20 protein-coding genes and 1 tRNA gene are annotated in these 17,041 nt (G+C 46.8%); 2 read left to right on the plus strand and 19 right to left on the minus strand.

What is annotated here, in order from left to right; translation table 11 throughout:
• Window positions 1-615 precede the first annotated feature (615 nt).
• From rpsR to rpsF, 3 genes are read right to left on the minus strand one after another with little or no spacing between them, the layout of a single operon-like run.
• Window positions 616-888 carry a 30S ribosomal protein S18 gene (gene rpsR, locus R70331_RS30090; protein ID WP_019914552.1) on the minus strand — a complete coding sequence of 91 codons (273 nt, stop codon included), beginning with the start codon at window positions 886-888 and terminating at the stop codon, window positions 616-618.
• 21 nt (window positions 889-909) lie between these two features.
• Window positions 910-1,416, minus strand: coding sequence for a single-stranded DNA-binding protein (gene ssb / locus R70331_RS30095; protein WP_042181912.1), 507 nt, complete (start codon window positions 1,414-1,416; stop codon window positions 910-912).
• A 48-nt stretch (window positions 1,417-1,464) separates the two neighbouring features.
• Window positions 1,465-1,749, minus strand: a complete 285-nt coding sequence (rpsF, locus tag R70331_RS30100) for a 30S ribosomal protein S6 (protein WP_025706808.1) — start codon at window positions 1,747-1,749, stop codon at window positions 1,465-1,467.
• 219 nt (window positions 1,750-1,968) lie between these two features.
• Here rpsF and R70331_RS30105 point away from each other — a divergent pair, with 219 nt between their 5' ends.
• A complete protein-coding gene (locus tag R70331_RS30105; protein ID WP_042181915.1) occupies window positions 1,969-2,166 on the plus strand; it encodes a YjzC family protein in 198 nt (65 codons plus the stop codon).
• Between the two features lie 488 nt (window positions 2,167-2,654).
• Here the strand turns inward: R70331_RS30105 and R70331_RS30110 are convergent.
• From R70331_RS30110 to R70331_RS30125, 4 genes are all read right to left on the minus strand, one after another.
• Window positions 2,655-2,745: transfer RNA gene (locus R70331_RS30110), tRNA-Ser, on the minus strand.
• 43 nt (window positions 2,746-2,788) lie between these two features.
• Entirely contained in the window at window positions 2,789-3,013 is a 225-nt protein-coding gene (locus R70331_RS30115) for a DUF951 domain-containing protein (protein WP_042181917.1), read from the minus strand.
• Entirely contained in the window at window positions 3,013-4,041 is a 1,029-nt protein-coding gene (locus R70331_RS30120; RefSeq protein ID WP_042181919.1) for a mechanosensitive ion channel family protein, read from the minus strand. Before R70331_RS30120 ends, R70331_RS30115 begins: the two co-directional genes overlap by 1 nt.
• A gap of 19 nt (window positions 4,042-4,060) precedes the next feature.
• Window positions 4,061-4,318 carry a putative Se/S carrier protein gene (locus R70331_RS30125; RefSeq protein ID WP_042181921.1) on the minus strand — a complete coding sequence of 86 codons (258 nt, stop codon included), beginning with the start codon at window positions 4,316-4,318 and terminating at the stop codon, window positions 4,061-4,063.
• Between the two features lie 193 nt (window positions 4,319-4,511).
• Between R70331_RS30125 and yyaC the strand changes: the two genes are divergently transcribed.
• The gene (gene yyaC / locus R70331_RS30130) at window positions 4,512-5,120 is read left to right on the plus strand and encodes a spore protease YyaC (RefSeq protein ID WP_042181923.1); all 609 of its coding nucleotides are present in this window, start codon (window positions 4,512-4,514) and stop codon (window positions 5,118-5,120) included.
• On the opposite strand, the gene R70331_RS30135 is transcribed toward yyaC, so the two are convergent.
• From R70331_RS30135 to rpmH, 12 genes are all read right to left on the minus strand, one after another.
• Window positions 5,092-5,592, minus strand: a complete 501-nt coding sequence (locus tag R70331_RS30135; protein WP_042181925.1) for a DUF4446 family protein — start codon at window positions 5,590-5,592, stop codon at window positions 5,092-5,094. The genes yyaC and R70331_RS30135 overlap by 29 nt on opposite strands.
• 21 nt (window positions 5,593-5,613) lie before the next feature.
• Window positions 5,614-6,780 carry an aminotransferase class V-fold PLP-dependent enzyme gene (locus R70331_RS30140; protein ID WP_042181928.1) on the minus strand — a complete coding sequence of 389 codons (1,167 nt, stop codon included), beginning with the start codon at window positions 6,778-6,780 and terminating at the stop codon, window positions 5,614-5,616.
• 93 nt (window positions 6,781-6,873) lie between these two features.
• Complete coding sequence (locus tag R70331_RS30145; protein WP_042181929.1) at window positions 6,874-7,716, minus strand: ParB/RepB/Spo0J family partition protein; 843 nt, start codon at window positions 7,714-7,716, stop codon at window positions 6,874-6,876.
• The gene (locus R70331_RS30150; protein ID WP_042181931.1) at window positions 7,709-8,470 is read right to left on the minus strand and encodes a ParA family protein; all 762 of its coding nucleotides are present in this window, start codon (window positions 8,468-8,470) and stop codon (window positions 7,709-7,711) included. The genes R70331_RS30145 and R70331_RS30150 overlap by 8 nt, the downstream gene beginning before the upstream one ends.
• Window positions 8,471-8,666: 196 nt before the next feature.
• Complete coding sequence (noc, locus tag R70331_RS30155) at window positions 8,667-9,485, minus strand: nucleoid occlusion protein (protein ID WP_042183503.1); 819 nt, start codon at window positions 9,483-9,485, stop codon at window positions 8,667-8,669.
• A gap of 270 nt (window positions 9,486-9,755) precedes the next feature.
• Window positions 9,756-10,478 (minus strand): 16S rRNA (guanine(527)-N(7))-methyltransferase RsmG, encoded by a 723-nt coding sequence (gene rsmG / locus R70331_RS30160; protein WP_042181933.1) that lies wholly within the window; start codon window positions 10,476-10,478, stop codon window positions 9,756-9,758.
• Window positions 10,479-10,481: 3 nt separating this feature from the next.
• Window positions 10,482-12,368, minus strand: a complete 1,887-nt coding sequence (gene mnmG, locus R70331_RS30165; RefSeq protein ID WP_042181935.1) for a tRNA uridine-5-carboxymethylaminomethyl(34) synthesis enzyme MnmG — start codon at window positions 12,366-12,368, stop codon at window positions 10,482-10,484.
• A gap of 55 nt (window positions 12,369-12,423) precedes the next feature.
• On the minus strand, window positions 12,424-13,800 hold the full coding sequence (gene mnmE / locus R70331_RS30170; RefSeq protein WP_042181937.1) for a tRNA uridine-5-carboxymethylaminomethyl(34) synthesis GTPase MnmE: 1,377 nt from the start codon (window positions 13,798-13,800) through the stop codon (window positions 12,424-12,426).
• A 112-nt stretch (window positions 13,801-13,912) separates the two neighbouring features.
• A complete protein-coding gene (gene jag, locus R70331_RS30175; protein ID WP_042181939.1) occupies window positions 13,913-14,647 on the minus strand; it encodes an RNA-binding cell elongation regulator Jag/EloR in 735 nt (244 codons plus the stop codon).
• Window positions 14,644-15,546 (minus strand): YidC/Oxa1 family membrane protein insertase, encoded by a 903-nt coding sequence (locus R70331_RS30180; RefSeq protein ID WP_042181941.1) that lies wholly within the window; start codon window positions 15,544-15,546, stop codon window positions 14,644-14,646. Before R70331_RS30180 ends, jag begins: the two co-directional genes overlap by 4 nt.
• An 86-nt stretch (window positions 15,547-15,632) precedes the next feature.
• Window positions 15,633-15,983 (minus strand): ribonuclease P protein component, encoded by a 351-nt coding sequence (gene rnpA / locus R70331_RS30185; RefSeq protein ID WP_042181943.1) that lies wholly within the window; start codon window positions 15,981-15,983, stop codon window positions 15,633-15,635.
• Between the two features lie 337 nt (window positions 15,984-16,320).
• Entirely contained in the window at window positions 16,321-16,455 is a 135-nt protein-coding gene (rpmH, locus tag R70331_RS30190) for a 50S ribosomal protein L34 (RefSeq protein ID WP_019914530.1), read from the minus strand.
• Window positions 16,456-17,041: the final 586 nt, after the last annotated feature.

Here is a 17,041-nt window from a genome sequence, read left to right on the forward strand (position 1 = left end):
CTCAAAAATAGTTATTTGATTAGGCGGTGTGCCTGTTTCCGGGTAACAAAAAAAGGGCAAAGACTGCACTATGCAGTCCTTGCCCTCACTAAAGCGGAAATGTCCTTTGTGTACTCCAGCCTCCGGCTGCACCCAATACATGCCCGGAAAACAGAAAAAACCATGCTCAAGAGCACGGTTTATCACAAAGGAACATTTGCCGTTCAAGAGGCAATGTTGACGCTTCGCGTGTTCTTAACTAAATCATCCACTCAAAATAAGGGATAGGCATGAATCGCGCATACCTAAACAGAGCAAGCCCTCAGCCTATGCTGGTCCTGCTGCCGCTTATCTTAAAGTGATATGAAATTGCTAGTTAAGAACGCTCACCGACATCAAAATTTCCCCTTTGTTATAGGATACCTGTAATTTACTACATTTTGTTAAGTACGTCAATTGCCGGAGAAACATTTAAATACCCAGGTGATTCCATTCTTATAGTCAGATACTTGTCCATGCAGCGCGCCAAAAAAGGTTGTTATAAGCAATTCAAGCGATTGCTATTAAGCGAACATTAATGTGCACAAGAATACAGCAAAAAAGCAGCCGGCTATGCCGGCTGCTTCATAAAACGTCCTATTCCGTTGTGTAAGGCAGCAGCGCGATTTGACGCGAGCGTTTTACAGCAATGGTCAGAGCGCGTTGGTATTTTGCACTTGTACCTGTTACACGACGCGGCAAAATCTTTCCGCGTTCGCTGATGAACTTCTTGAGAAGCTCAGTGTCTTTATAGTCAATGTGAGTAATTTTATTCACAGTGAAGTAGCACACTTTTTTGCGCTTGTTGCGTCCACCACGACGTGCCGGTCTTTTGTCGTTGTCTCCGCCTTCTCTTTGTTTAAAAGCCATGTTCTTTTCAGTCCTTCCTTATTAAAATGGCAAATCATCATCCGATATATCGATCGGTTTTCCATCGCCCGAAAAAGGATCTTGATTATTGTTGCTGCGCGAGAAATTATTGTTATTTCCGCGTGCACTGTTACCGCCGTTACCGCCGCCAAAGGCTGGCTCTTCAGGCATACTTCCGCCACTCGGTGCATTTCCGCCTTCACGGTTCTGCGAGGATTCCAGGAATCGGACATTATCAGCAATAACTTCAGTAACGTATACACGTTTACCTTCGTTATTCTCGTAATTCCGTACTTGGATGCGTCCTTCTACGGCTGCCAGACGTCCTTTGCGCAAATAATTGGCACAGGTCTCAGCCAGCTGTCTCCAGGTTACTACCGGGATGAAGTCCGCTTCGCGTTCACCGTTCTGGCCCGTAAAGTTACGGTCTACGGCAAGCGTAAACTGTGTTACGGCAACACCAGCAGGAGTATAACGAAGTTCCGGGTCACGGGTCAACCGACCGATCAGAATGATACGGTTCAACAATTCAATCCCCTCCTTATAACGCGATTTGTTACAAAGCTTGTCTCGATCTTAGGCAACGTCGTTCGTAATGAGATAACGAATAACTTCGTCAGAAATCTTCATGATACGCTCAAGCTCAGTAACTACTGCAGGTTCTGCAGTGAAGTTAACCAATACATAAACGCCATCACGGAATTTCTTGATCTCATACGCAAGACGGCGTTTACCCTGCACATCGTGCTTTGTAATTTCCCCGCCGTTGGAGATGATGCCTTGGAATTTTTCGACTGCTGCTTGAACGGCTTCTTGTTCAATATCAGGACGAATAATGTACATCACTTCATATTTGCGCATAAATTTCACCTCCTTATGGTCTTCGGCCCCTGATCATGTCAGGAGCAAGGAACGAGCACAAACATAGACTCGCACCAAATCAGTTTAACAAATTGCACTGCTGATTGCAAGCTATTTCATACACAACAGCGTACAGGTACTTTTTAGCTACATGAAGCCCGGCGGTGCTGCACACAATACATGCGTAATGATCATTCTACATGAAGGAGGATTATCATAATGGGCGAGCGTACAGAATACGAAAAGGGCGACAGGGCACCAAATCCCGGTGTCTATACAGAGGTAGGCGAGGCGCGCAGCTTCCATACCGAAATCCAGAACCCGATGCGGATTACAATGGAGAAGGGTGATATTTTCCCTGAGACCAGCAACAAGGACCGTAAGTGGAAAAAGGTCGAGAAGGCGCGTGTCCATTAATTTAGTGAGGACATGTATAAAAAGCTGACTCAGGCACATAATAAACTCAGGCAGTACAAAAGAGAGGTGTGGTTCCGTTGTACGTCGATGACGAACACAATCACTGGGATTCTGATACAGCAACTATTGTAACCCGGGAACCGTAAGGCTGGCCCATAGCAAGAAACCGGCTTCCCATTCCCTAAGGATGGTACCCGTTTTCTGCAGGAAAGGTAAGGCAAATGTATAGGGCAGCTTATACTTTCTTATCTTTTGAAGTGGGCATCAGCTTTTGCAATACCCATGCACTTTAGCGGCTTTAGACAGACTAATTCCGAACATCATTGATGTACTGCCTCTGGAGAGAGATCCTTGCGGATCTCTCTTTTTGTATTGATATGACGTTCTTGTGCTTAACCTATCTGTTCCTGAATACTTCACAAGTAACGCACAAAAAAAACCTCCGCAGCAGCGGAGGCCTGATTAACGTTATTGGTAAAAAGCTGTGGTGGCGGAGAGGGTGGGATTCGAACCCACGCACGCTTTGACACGCCTAACTGATTTCGAGTCAGCCCCCTTGGGCCTCTTGGGTACCTCTCCGCAGCAAGACCTATTGTATCACGGCGTTTTTACTTTTGCAAGTTTAATTATGGGTCCCCTCTGTTCCTGCCCCGGCACTCTTTGAACGGAGCACTTTCTTGAGGTTCTTCTCGAACTTAGTACGGGGGATTAACACGCTATGCTGGCAGCCGGTGCATTTAATGCGGATATCCATCCCCATCCTGATGATCTCCATCTCATTAGTTCCGCAGGGATGAGGCTTTTTCATCAGCACAATATCTCCCAGTTCAAAAACCTTCCGTTCCATCAGTTATCCCCCTCTTCTCCCTCTTGCGCTGCAGCAATCTGCCGCCTTGGAATTGCCCCTGCCGTCTCCTGGGCTTCTCTGGCCGTCTTTATAAGCTCCGCGTCCATTGCCGCCTGTGCTGCCTGCCCCTCTTGTTCTAGCGCCTTACGCGCAGTTTCAGCCTCTTCCAGTGCAGTCTGCCTCTCCAGCGCCTGTTTGATATCGCTATGGATCTGCCGCTGGGCTGCATCCCGGGCATTTGGCTGGCAGTTGGCAGCTATACGGATGACAAACTCCGATGTGCTCATCGACTGAACACCGAGTATAGTCGGATATGCGATAATGTTGTCACTCCGCTCTTCGATCCCCTTTAATGCCTCGCCGATCAGGGCAAGTGTGTTCTCCAGGCCCCGTTCAATCTTCACCGGCACATCTACAACAGCCATTGCATTAGCCAGCGAGTAGTTCGTTACATTGATAATCGATCCGTTAGGAATAATGTGAACCTCGCCTGTGAAGCTGAGCAGTCTGGTCGTTCTAAGCCCGATCATTTCCACAGTTCCTTTATAAGTACCGGTCTGAATCACATCACCAACTGCGAACTGATCCTCAAAAATAATAAAGAACCCTGTGATAACATCTTTGACCAAACTCTGTGCTCCAAAACCGATGGCCAGGCCGACAACGCCCGCTCCTGCCAGCAAAGGGCCGAGATCAAAATTAAACTCAGAAAGAATCAGCATAATCATGACAAAATTACAGATAACGGTGACTACATTTTTCAGCAGGCCGCCCACTGTAGAAAAGCGCCGGCTATTGGCCAGAATCCGGCTTCCGGTCATTTCTTTTTCCATCGACCGGTCAATGACCTTATACACCAATTTAATAATCAGCCGGGTTAAGAGAAAGATTGCAAGGATTCTCAGTCCCGAAAATAAAACACTTGCCCACATATCTGCATCTGTTACCCAGTTCCACACTTTGTCCTTGAACCGGACAGCTTCATCCAGAGCCTCTATCCCCGTAGTCTCCAACATCCAAACTTGCATCCCGTTTGTTCCTCCCTCACTAAGCGCTTATCTCTATATACCCGCTTCCCTCTTCATTCTTACTGAAGATACCACGAATTTCAACGTTTTGCCCGGTGATGATCTCCTTCACCCCTGAGAGGTCCTCACGAAAGAATTGAATGGACATTGCACAGCCTGCTGTAATTTCCTTAGGAGTCGGGAAGATATCAATTTCGATTTCGGCATATTCCAGCAGCATTTCAGCACGCAGCGCCTGCTGGGTGGAGTCAAATGCAATCAGCAGCTCTTCCTTCATCTCCTTACCTCCCTCTGGGCTTAAGGTCCTATCTCTCGCACCTGTAGTATAAAAAAATTTTTTCATCCATATACTAGGATCATCAACTCTCTCCCGCGGACAATGACTTTACGCTATCAGCACTCTTTGAAACAACAGCAATGCCTGCTGATATTTTTGTAGATGCTCCGCCTTTAAGAAAGGAAGATTAAATATGAATTTATCATCTCAAGCTGCGCCGCTTAAAGAGCCGTCCTGCCTTAAAGTATCACATGCTGATCCCAATATTTACTCTACGATTACTCATCGTTTGCTGTTTCACTTTTCACGGACCCGTCCGGATACACCCATTGTCATCGTCTGCGTCGGGACTGACCGTTCGACCGGTGACTCACTTGGCCCTCTGGTGGGTTCAGCCTTATCCCGTTACCACAGTCCATTATTCCACCTGTATGGTACTTTGGATGAGCCGGTGCATGCCGTTAACCTTGAAGAAACACTCACGCTCATTTATAACAAGCATAATGACCCTTTTATTATCGGGATCGATGCCTGTCTGGGCCATTCCGCCAGTGTCGGCTGCATTCAGGTCGTTGACGGTCCCCTGCGCCCCGGCGCCGGTGTCAACAAGCAGTTACCTCCTGTTGGAGATATCCATCTGACCGGAATTGTCAATGTCGGCGGATTCATGGAATACTTTGTGCTGCAGAATACCCGCCTCAGCCTTGTAATGCGTTTAGCCGATATTATTGCCGTCAGCCTTTTTTCTTCACTGAAGCAGTGGCATCTTCATGCTAACTCTGCTGCTGCGCTTGAGCAATGACTTCCTTTTCTTCCGGCGACAGCGCATACTGTGAGGCTCCGTTTTCAAGGGGTTTAGAATATATATAGGAATTATCCCGGTTATGCAGGCTAGTTAAAACTACACCATTGCTGTTGTCGTCAATTATGGCTATGGAGAAGCTCAGGTCACTCCCTCTTTCTCCAAAAGCATTATAACGCTTTACTGCAACTTTAGATTTCATACCGCGCATTTTATTCTGTGCCGCTTCAATCAGCGCCTTATGCTCACGCTGGCCTTCATCCAAACGCTCGCCCTGATTTTTCAGATCAATCAGCAGACTTTCAAGATCCTCTACACCATTTCCGCTCATCATCACTTCATATTTACGCCGCATCCGGCGCAGCTTGCTGCCTTGTACGATCTGCACAATAACCAGAATTACGATTATAATTACAGCCGCAAACATAACCAGTGAAATCTGTTCATTAATCATCTGATTCAACTCTAACATGTATGGACCATCCTTTTATCTTTATCTGCTGCTGCAGGCACCGCCGTATAATTCCTCCATGGCGTCCAGCATTCTTTTTATATCATGCTCAGTTGAGCTGACGCCTACACTTACTCTGACCGCCCCGCTCTCCAGGGTTGCAGCTGCTTTATGAGCCAGCGGTGTACAATGCATTCCGGCCCGCACTGCAATATTATATTCACGGTCCAGACGATGGGCAATTGCCGCTGACTCCTGTCCCTCAACTGTAAAAGAAACGATCCCGCTGCGCGGAGCCCCGGGTTTTGGACCAAGCATCCTCAGGCCGGGAATGCCAGATAATCCCCCCATCAGCTGCTGCGTCAGAAGCCACTCATGATGATGAATCTGGGCTATGCCTATTGATTTAATTTTACGCACACCAGCCAGCAGTCCGGCTATACCTACTGAGTTCTGAGTGCCTGCCTCATAGCGGTCAGGACGGACATCCGGCTGTTCGCTGCTTTCAGACTGGCTCCCGGTGCCTCCGTGCATCAGCGGCTCAAGCTCAAGCTCAGGAGAAATGTAAAGGCCTCCGGTTCCCTGCGGGCCCAGTAACCCCTTGTGCCCCGGAAAAGCAAGCAGGTCGATATTCATTTCCCGCACATTAATATCCAGCGCTCCCGCACTTTGGGCTGCATCAACCAGATAAACCGCATTATGCGCTTTTGCAATCATACCTATTTCGCTAACGGGAAGGATGCTTCCCAGCAGATTAGAGCTGTGATTACAAATCACCATTTTGGTCGATGACCTAAACAGCTGTTTCAATGCCGTCAGGCTAATTTGCCCCTCTTCATCCACTTGCAGATAATCAACCTCTATACCCATTGTCCGCCGCAGATACTCAAGCGGGCGGCGGACCGAATTATGTTCAGTCATTGTAGATATGACATGATCCCCTGCACGAAGTGTCCCCTTAATTGCCATATTGAGACCCATTGTCGTGTTATGGGTAAATGCAATATCCTGGGCGTTACTTATACCAAATAGCTCAGCAATTTCACTGCGTGCCCTCACAAGCACTCTTCCGGTTCCTATAGCAAGCGAGTGGCTTCCCCTTCCGGCATTGGCACCTGAACGTTCCAGCGCCTCCAGCATCGCTGCAGCCACCTCTGGCGGCTTTGGCCAGGAAGTGGCTGCGTGATCCAAGTAGACTAGTGTGTCCATTCTCTAACCTCACTTTTTAAGTGTAAAAAACATACCCCTCCATATCCGTATTAGGGATACCTCAGGATATGTTTTATCGCACAAGGTTGAAGATCAGTTTCCAAGCAGCTCCAGCAATCTTTCCAGGTCCTGAGCACTGTAGTAATTTATTTCGATCTTGCCTTTATCTTTGCCTTGTTTTATTTTCACTGTTGTTTTGAATCTTTCGCGTAATCCTTCCTCAACGTTGTCAATATACGGATCACGCTTCATTACTTTTGCTTTTTCGCCCGCAGCTGGCTTTCGGTCAAGGTTTTTGACTACCTCTTCCAATTGTCTTACACTCCACTGCTGTTCTACACATTGCTCTGCAAGCTGCTTTACTATTTCAGGATCTTTGAGACCGACAATTGCCCGGGCATGACCCATAGAAATTGTTCCACGTGAAACATAATCCTTTACTTCTTCCGGCAAGGTTAACAACCGCAAAAAGTTAGCAATGTGAGATCTTGATTTTCCTACCTTTAATGAAAGCTCTTCTTGGGTTAACGAGAATTGATCCATTAAACCTTGATAGGCTACAGCGATCTCCATGGCATTAAGATTCTCACGCTGCAGGTTCTCAATAAGAGCAATCTCCATTACCTGCTGATCACTCAAACTTCTTACAACAGCGGGAATGGTTGCTTTTCCACAATATTGCGATGCCCGGAATCTGCGTTCCCCGGCAATGATTTCATAACCCTTTAATACACTGCGGACAATAATCGGCTGGATGACTCCATGCTGTCTGATTGACTCTGCCAGCTCTTGAATCGCATCCTCATTGAAATCCTTACGCGGCTGATATGGATTGGCCCGCAGTTGGCCTAAAGGAATCTCAACAACCTTATCATCTTCATTAATAGATAAGGATGGAATCAGTGCATCTAGACCTTTCCCTAAACGCTTACTCATAAGAGATCACTTCCTTTGCCAGCTCTAAATACACTTCCGCTCCCTTTGAACGTGAATCATACGTAATAATGGACTGCCCGTGTGAAGGTGCTTCACTTAGGCGGATGTTACGCGGAATGATTGTGCGGTATACTTTTTCCTGAAAATACTTCTTAACCTCTTCAATAACCTGAATCCCTAAGTTTGTACGCGCATCCAGCATAGTCAGCAGAACACCCTCAATACTTAAATTAGGATTTAGATTTTTTTGAACCAGACGCACCGTGTTAAGCAATTGGCTTAACCCCTCAAGTGCATAGTATTCACATTGAATAGGTATAATCACCGAGTCAGCTGCAGTCAATGAGTTAATCGTTAAAATACCAAGCGACGGCGGGCAGTCAATAATGATGTAATCGTAATTGCTTTTAACTGCGTTGAGTGCCTTCTTCAGCTTCAATTCTCTGGAAATTGTCGATACTAACTCAATCTCGGCACCTGCCAGTTGAATGGTTGCAGGGATAATATCCAAACCGTCAATCTGGGTATGCTGAATAGTATCCTGTGGATTCACTTCATTAATAAGAATATCGTAAATGCAATTTGCTACATCCGCTTTGTTGACGCCAACGCCGCTTGTAGTGTTGCCTTGCGGGTCAATATCGACAAGAAGCACTCTCTTCCCCAGTGTAGCCATGCCGGCACCCAGGTTGACAGAGGTTGTCGTTTTTCCGACTCCGCCTTTTTGATTTGCTATGGCAATAATCTTGGACACTTATTTCACCTCGAATTGTTAGAAAGAATCATCTTGTAGTTCGTGAAGTTTAACGTTTTGAACGGCATCAATTTTGCGAGAAAATAGACAAATATACAAGTAAAGTTCAATTAACAGTCTACAGCGGTATATTCCGCCTATAGTCACAGAAAAGGCGGCCAATCACCTCAGGGCCGCCTTCAGCTTTTGAAACAATTTATCGTTTAGGGATCTGAATCACAATCTCATAATGGTCACCGCGGTCATTCTCCGAAGTCTTAATCTCCATTCCTGAGCCTGTTACCATATCAATCGATTGACGAATTGTATTAAGCGCTAGACGAACATCCTTGGTATAGGAAACCCGCTTTGATTTTTTGGTATTCTGGCTAAGTGCCTTGTAAAAGGCAATACGTGCTTCTGTCTGCTTAACATTCAGTTCCTTGGATATGATCTCTGCAAGTACCTTCAGTTGCATCTCGACACTATCCAAAGAAAGCAGTGAACGTGCATGCCGCTCAGTAATCTGCCGCTCCATAAGTGCGGTTTTCACTTCTTCCGGCAGCTGCAAAAGTCGAATCTTATTAGCGATTGTAGATTGGCTTTTACCTAGACGCTGTGCCAGGCTTTCCTGGGTCAATTGATGAAGATCGATAAGCTTCTGATAGGCAATGGCTTCCTCAATAGAAGTCAGACCCTCCCGTTGCAGGTTTTCAATCAAAGCGATAGAGGCAGCCTGAGAATCATTGAACTCGCGGACAATAGCCGGAACCGTATCCATACCGAGCTTCTTAACTGCACGCCAGCGGCGTTCCCCCGCAATAAGCTCATACTGGGAATCACGTACACGTACAACAATCGGCTGAATAACTCCGTGAGTTTTAATGGTCTGACATAGCTCATCTATCTTCTCATCATCAAAAATCGTCCGGGGCTGATAAGGACTGCTGATAACCTCATGAACCGGGATTTGTTTGACCTCTTCTCCGCTGCTCCGCTCACTAAATCCAAAAAGCTTGGTGAATTGTTCTTTCATTCCGTTCATAACCACCTAGTTTCAATATAGTACGATCCTCTTAACCTGGCCTGGCAAAAAGCTTATCGTACAGCCTTCACTACTAAACGATACTATATCATTCTATCACTTTTCCGCATATAATCCTATTCTCCATAAAGACCTATTTTTCCTGCCATTTAAAATAAATGAAATACAATTTCGTATCATTCATAAAAAAAAGCCCTTAGTAATTAAGGACTTTTATTAGCTCTGCTATTAAAATGGATAAAAATGTTTCACGTGAAACAATCAAATAAGCGGCGACTTGGCAGGCACTCCTGCTTTACGCGGATATTTGGCCGGTGTAGCACCTGTCTTGCGGATCATAACAATGTGCCTTGCAGATTCCTCTACCGGCAGACTGAACGATTCCACCTTTTTTAGCTCAGCACGCAATTCTTTAAGGCTGCGTCCTGCTTCTGATAATTCTTCGCCGGGATCATTTCCCTTCATAGCGGCAAAGATACCCTCTTTCCGGGTAAAGGGTAGACAGAATTCGTTCAGCAGTGACAGGCGGGCAACCGCCCGGGCAGTAACTACATCATACGCATCACGGTGCACAAACTGTCTGGAAATATCTTCTGCACGGCCATGAATCAGCTGTACTCCAGTTAACTCCAATGTATCGCAGATATGCTGAAGGAAGGAAATTCTTTTGCTGAGTGAGTCAATGATGGTCAGTTTAATATGCGGGAAACAAATTTTTAATGGTATACCCGGAAATCCTGCGCCTGATCCGATATCAGCGAGACTGTTCACTTCGTTCATATTAATATAGAAGGCAAGCGATAATGAGTCATAGAAATGCTTTGTATACACCTGATCACGCTCAGTAATACCTGTCAGATTCATTTTTTCATTCCAGGAGACCAGCTCCCGGTAGTAGAGCTCAAACTGCTCCAGCTGACGGGGGGAGAGCTCAATCCCCTTCTCCTGTAATAGATCAACATACTGTGTTATTGTGCTGTCCATAAGTTATCCTTTCGCCGCCGTTACCCGGTTGTAATGCTCTAAATGTACAAGCAGAATCGAAATATCAGCCGGTGTAACTCCGGCAATCCGTGATGCCTGACCAATTGAGATCGGAGCAATCTTGGTCAGCTTCTGGCGGGCTTCCATTGCAAGTCCATGAATGACATTATAGTCTATATCATCAGGTATCTTTTTCTTTTCCATCTTTTGCAGCTTCTCTACGTGAGCCAGCTGCTTCTCAATATAACCGGCATATTTAATCTGAATCTCAACCTGCTCTTTCATCTCTTCGTCCAGCGCTTCTGGTGAAGGTGAAATCTGATCAACAAAGCTGTAAGCAACCTCCGGGCGGCGCATCAGTACAAGCAGATTGGAGCCGTCAACAATAGGAGCTGATTCATAAGCTGCCAGAACTTCATTAACCTCTACAGGCTTCACCTTCGTTTCCTGAAGGCGGACAATTTCACGGTCGACTGTTTCTTTTTTATGCATAAAGGCATCATAGCGCTGCTGCGGAATAAGTCCGATATCATAACCGATAGGAGTAAGGCGCAGGTCGGCATTGTCATGGCGGAGAAGCAGGCGATACTCGGCGCGCGAGGTAAGCAGACGGTAGGGCTCATTCGTACCCTTAGTCACCAGGTCGTCGATCAATACACCGATATACCCCTGGGAACGGTCAAGCACTACAGGTTCTCTATCCTGTACTTTGCGGGCAGCATTAATACCGGCCATTACACCTTGCCCTGCAGCTTCCTCATATCCTGATGTACCGTTAATTTGCCCTGCGGTAAAAAGCCCTGGCAGACGCTTTGTCTCAAGTGAAGGCCACAGCTGGGTAGGTACCATGGCATCATATTCAATCGCATAACCATTGCGCATCATTTCAACCTTTTCCATTCCGGGAATAGAACGAAGCACAGCTAACTGCACATCCTCAGGCAGACTGGTAGAAAGTCCCTGTACATAATACTCGGAAGTGTTTTTTCCTTCCGGTTCAAGAAAAATCTGGTGCTGTGACTTGTCACTGAACCGAACTACCTTATCTTCAATGGAAGGACAATAACGCGGGCCTGTTCCTTCAATAATACCGGTAAACATCGGGGCACGATGAAGATTGTCATTAATGATCTGGTGCGTAGCCGGCTGTGTGTAAGTCAGCCAGCAAGGCAGCTGTTCGTTATCCGATGACTTGGTCTCAAAAGAGAAAAACTTAGGCTTATCATCGCCCGGCTGAATCTCAGTTTTGGAAAAATCAATGGTATCCCTGTGTACACGCGGCGGCGTACCTGTCTTAAAGCGGACCAGCTCAAAGCCCAGCTCACGCAGGTTTTCCGACAGGCGCACTGAAGGCTGCTGGTTGTTAGGACCGCTCTCATATGTCAGTTCACCCATAATCACTTTTCCGCGCAGGTAGGTTCCGGTCGTCAGTATAACTGTTTTGCTGCGGTAGACTGTACCGGTCTTGGTTATAACCCCGGCACATTTTCCATCCTCCACAATAAGCTCCTCTACCATTCCCTGGCGGAGCGTCAGATTAGGCGTCTTTTCCATGGTTTCTTTCATGGCATGCTGATAAAGAAATTTATCCGCCTGTGCGCGCAATGCGTGAACTGCCGGACCTTTGCCCGTATTAAGCATACGCAGCTGAATAAAGGTTTTATCAATATTGCGTCCCATTTCGCCGCCCAGCGCATCAATTTCACGCACGACATGTCCCTTAGCGGGGCCGCCGATCGAAGGATTACACGGCATAAATGCCACCATATCCAGGTTAATCGTAATCATCAAAGTATTGCAGCCCATCCGGGCCGCAGCCAGTGCAGCTTCGCAGCCGGCATGTCCGGCGCCTATGACCACTACGTCATAGCTGCCTCCTTCATAACCCATTTCTATTCCTCCTGACTGCTTATCTTAAAGCAGCTATTATATAATGTTAATCCGATTATTTGCCAAGACAGAATTGCGAAAAAATCTGGTCGAGCAGAGAATCGGCAGCCGTATCTCCGATAATCTCCCCAAGCTGTTCCCATGCCAGGCGTACATCAATCTGAATCATATCAATTGGCACCAGCATGTCTGCAGCCTCATAAGCATCCAGCAGTGATTTATGCGCCTTTTTAAGGAGGGCAATATGCCGTACATTGCTTACATAAGTCAGATCGCCGGATTCCAGCTTGCCGCCGAAGAAAAGCTCCGAAATGGCTTCCTCCAGCTTGTCGAGTCCCTCATCCTCCAGTACAGACATCGGCACAATGCTCGACTCTTCAAAAAAGGTACGCAGCTTAACTTTGTCGAGGTGCGGCGGTAAGTCCATTTTATTCATGATGACCAAAGCTTGTCTACCGTGTATTTGTTCCATCAGTGCCAGTTCATCCTCATGCAGCTCTTCGTTTGCATTCAGAACAAGCAAAATCAGGTCGGCATCGCTAAATGCAGCTTTGGACCGTTCCACGCCGATCCGTTCAACTACATCCATTGTTTCACGGATGCCGGCAGTATCAAGCAGCTTCAGCGGAATATTATTTATGGTCACATACTCTTCTATAACATCACGCGTTGTTCCCGGAATATCGGTTACTATCGCTTTATTGTCACGGGCAAGCGCATTAAGCAAAGAGGATTTGCCGACATTGGGCCGGCCTACAATTGCCGTCGTAATACCTTCGCGCAGAATTTTACCTTCATTGGCAGTCTTCAGCAGCTTATCAATGCCTGCCATAACCTCACTGCTCTTTTCTTTAATGAATTCTGCAGTCAATGCTTCAACATCATGCTCAGGATAATCGATGTTCACTTCGATATGAGCCAGCGTTTCAATCAGGGTATGCCGCAGTGACTTAATCCGCTCTGATAAAGAACCGCTCACCTGCTTCAGGGCAACTGAGAAAGCCCGGTCGGACTTGGAACGGATCAAATCGATGACCGCTTCCGCCTGAGAAAGATCGATCCGCCCGCCCAAAAAGGCACGCTTGGTGAATTCCCCCGGCTCAGCCAGACGGATATCCTGCTGCAGCAGCAGATCCATAACTCTTCTGACAGAGATAACCCCGCCATGGGCACTGATCTCTACTACATCCTCTGTAGTAAAAGAGCGCGGTCCCTTCATTACGGTTACCAGCACCTCTTCCATCCGTTCCCCGTCTGCGGGATTTATTATATGACCGTAGTGGACGGTATGGGAAGCAACCTCTGTAAGCGGCTTGGCACCGCGGAATAAAGAGGCAACCTCCGAGATCGCCTCCGGTCCGCTTACCCGGACAATCGCAATTCCTCCCTCACCCAGCGCCGTCGATACGGCAGCAATAGTATCACTAAGCATACTGTTTCTCACCTCAATATAATGTTTAATATCTCAAGAAAGAACTTATTATCTTTAAAAAAAGCAATGACCCCTCACATTGGACAAGGAGTCATTGCAGCCTATTTAGTCTCTACTTCAATGTTATAACGACACGCCGGTTGGGTTCTTCACCCTTACTGAGCGTACTGACCTGACGGTGATCCTGCAGCCTGGAGTGAATAATCTTACGCTCCTGCGGTGACATCGGTTCCAGTACAACCTCTTTACGGGTCCGGATTACCCGGCCGGCCAGACGGTCTGCCAGCTCCTCAAGCGTCTTCTTGCGGCGATCACGGAAGTTCTCCGCATCAAGCACCAGACGGACGAAGCTGTCAGAATAACGGTTGGCCACAATATTAGCCAAATACTGCAGAGCATCGAGAGTTTGTCCTCTTCTGCCAATCAGAAGTCCCAGATCCGGACCGGAAATTTGCAGAATGGTCGATTCCTTGGTATGAACGATTTCAACTTCCACCGTAAGCCCCATGCTCTTGGCGACATCGACAATGAAATGAACGGCCTGTTGGTAAGCTTCCTCTGCCGGTTGTCCGGAATCTTGGCGCGGCACACCGCCGCCAGCCTCCTGCTTGCTCTCTCGTGTTGACTGCTGAGGCAGTGACGGAGCACTCGCCGCTGATGCCGGTGCGGCTTCAGGAATCAAGGTAAGCTCCACCTTGGCGCCCTTCGCACCGATCAATCCCAGGAATCCTTTTGACGGCTGTTCTAGTACGCTGACCGTTACCCGGTCCTTTTGAACTCCAAGCTGGCTAAGGCCACGTTCTACAGCTTCTTCAATGGTTTTCCCTGTTGCGACGACTTTGCTCATTTTGACTTTTTGGCTCCCTTCGCTTTGCCGCTATTGCCTTTTGCAGCGGGAGTAACATCCTTGCGAGTGCTTGAATCCTTGCCCTTCACAAGATTGACTTCTTTGCTGGTACCGGCACCTGCGACAGCCAATTTGGTCTTATCGTTGTTGCGGTATAAGAAGTAGTTCTGAATGATAGTGTACACGTTACTGTAAACCCAGTATAGTGGCAGTGCCGCCGGGAAATTGTAAGACATGATGAAAATCAGAACCGGGTATACCATCATCATGAACTGCATAGGACCCTGCTGCTGAACCGGATTCATCTTCGTCATCATCCGGGTCTGAAGGAACGTTGTAGCCGCAGCTAGCAGCGGCAGAATGAACAGCTTATCCGGTTCCCCGAGCTGGAGCCACAGGAACGAATGCTCACGCAGATCCGGATTATAATAAATCGAGTTGTACAGGGCAATAAAAATCGGCATTTGCACGATCAGCGGCAGACAGCCGGCCATCGGATTAACTTTGTTCTCCTGGAAGAGACGCATAGTTTCCTGCTGCACCTTTTCAGGCTGATCTTTATATTTTTTCTGGATTTTCTGGAGCTCCGGTTGAATGGCCTGCATCGCACGCGAGCTTTTTACCTGTTTCATGGTGAGCGGCAGGATCAGCGTGCGGACGATGATTACCATTACAAGTACGGCTAGTCCATATTGTCCATTAAACCACTTGGCGAACGTATCGAGGGCGATGGCGAAATAATAAACTACGTTACTCTGCCAAAATCCTCCATTCTTCAAATCCTCCGTCGTATGCGTAACCGCTGATGATGGAGCGCATCCTGACAGAACAGCAATCATCAGTACCATTAACCCGAGGAGAAGAAACATTTTTCCCCGTTTAGTCTTCATTAGAGACACCTCAAAACCCCTCTCTTAAACATTCCACTGCACCGTAAATCATACCATAATTATGAAGACAAATAAACAAGCCTGTTCCGGGCCTGTTATTTGCGTGAAGCCTTGAGCAGCTTGGCTTTGCGGAGTACATGCAGCGCGCTTTTTTCGAGCTCCGCATAATCCTTATCCAGCGCTCCCTTTCTAACGATGAATACGATATCCAGCCCGCCGGCAATTTCCGGCTCATGATGGCGGACAATCTCCTTTACCAGCCGTCTCATACGGTTGCGGACGACGGCATTTCCGACTTTTTTACTGACCGATACACCAAGCCGGAACCGCTCTACCTCTTTTTTGCTGAACCAGTACACGACGAACTGATGATTCGCAAATGACTTCCCATGGCGGTATACGCGGCTGAAGTCCGCACGGTTTCGTAATCGTAGACTTTTGTGCACGGGAATCTCCTATTCAAATACCGGATACTCAGGTAAGCTCCGGAAAATGATCTTCTACTTAGTATAGTCATCCGGCTGCCGTCATAAACGGCTTCCCCCGGATCTGGCATGTTCTTCCCCCTGTTATGCATATACATAAAAAAACCCCGCAAAGTATAGCAAACAGCCTTTGCAGAGCCTCATCCAAATCCATATGCATCCGGCAGAAACAGCCCCGGTCCAATAAAATCACCGGTATCCGTTTCTGCCCTATATAAGGAAGCAAAATTTTCAGGACAGTCTGACGGCTTCCTTATATTTAAAAAAGGACCACCGCAGTGGTCCCTAAGTGCCTAACTTACGCACTCAAAACTTTTCTGCCTTTCAGGCGGCGGGCTGCCAGCACTTTACGGCCGTTTTTCGTGCTCATTCTTTTGCGGAAACCATGCACCTTCTTGCGTTTGCTCACATTCGGTTTGAACGTCGGTCTCATGTATTGCACCTCCCTTACAGGATCTTAATTACTGTCTTATTAGCAGAAACGGTCTAAGCCGTCCTTTTGAGTAGGGACAGTATCTACAAGTATCATCAATTCATTTGAAGACATATCCTCACAGAAAACACCTTTATATATTAAAGCATATTTTTGTCCCAAAAGTCAACCGTTTGTCTTTGCTTCCTTCCCCTCTCCAAAAAACGCTTATCCACAGTCCCTCCTCGTCTAAAAAGGTATCCACAAGCTTATTCAGTTATCCACCTGTGATTAAAAAAAATATCCACTGCCCGAATTTTGAGTACAACCTGTGTATAAAAAAAATAGGCTGCTGACAGAAACTGTCGAACGGTAAACAAATTATCAACAATATCTAGTGTTGTTCTTAAAAATTATACACAAGTGATTGAATTTGTGGATAAAATGGCTCGGCTCATTGAAAAACAAGGGACGTTTTGCTATGATGGTATTACTTTTGAATGTGAATAGATTTGTTTGTTCTATAAATTATCAACAAGCTGTGGATAAAGTTGTGAACAATTCAAGTTTATCCATATTTTTTTGTCTCTATATATTGCTTACTGGG

It is taken from the genome of Paenibacillus sp. FSL R7-0331 (assembly GCF_000758645.1).
GTDB lineage: Bacteria > Bacillota > Bacilli > Paenibacillales > Paenibacillaceae > Paenibacillus_AQ > Paenibacillus_AQ camerounensis.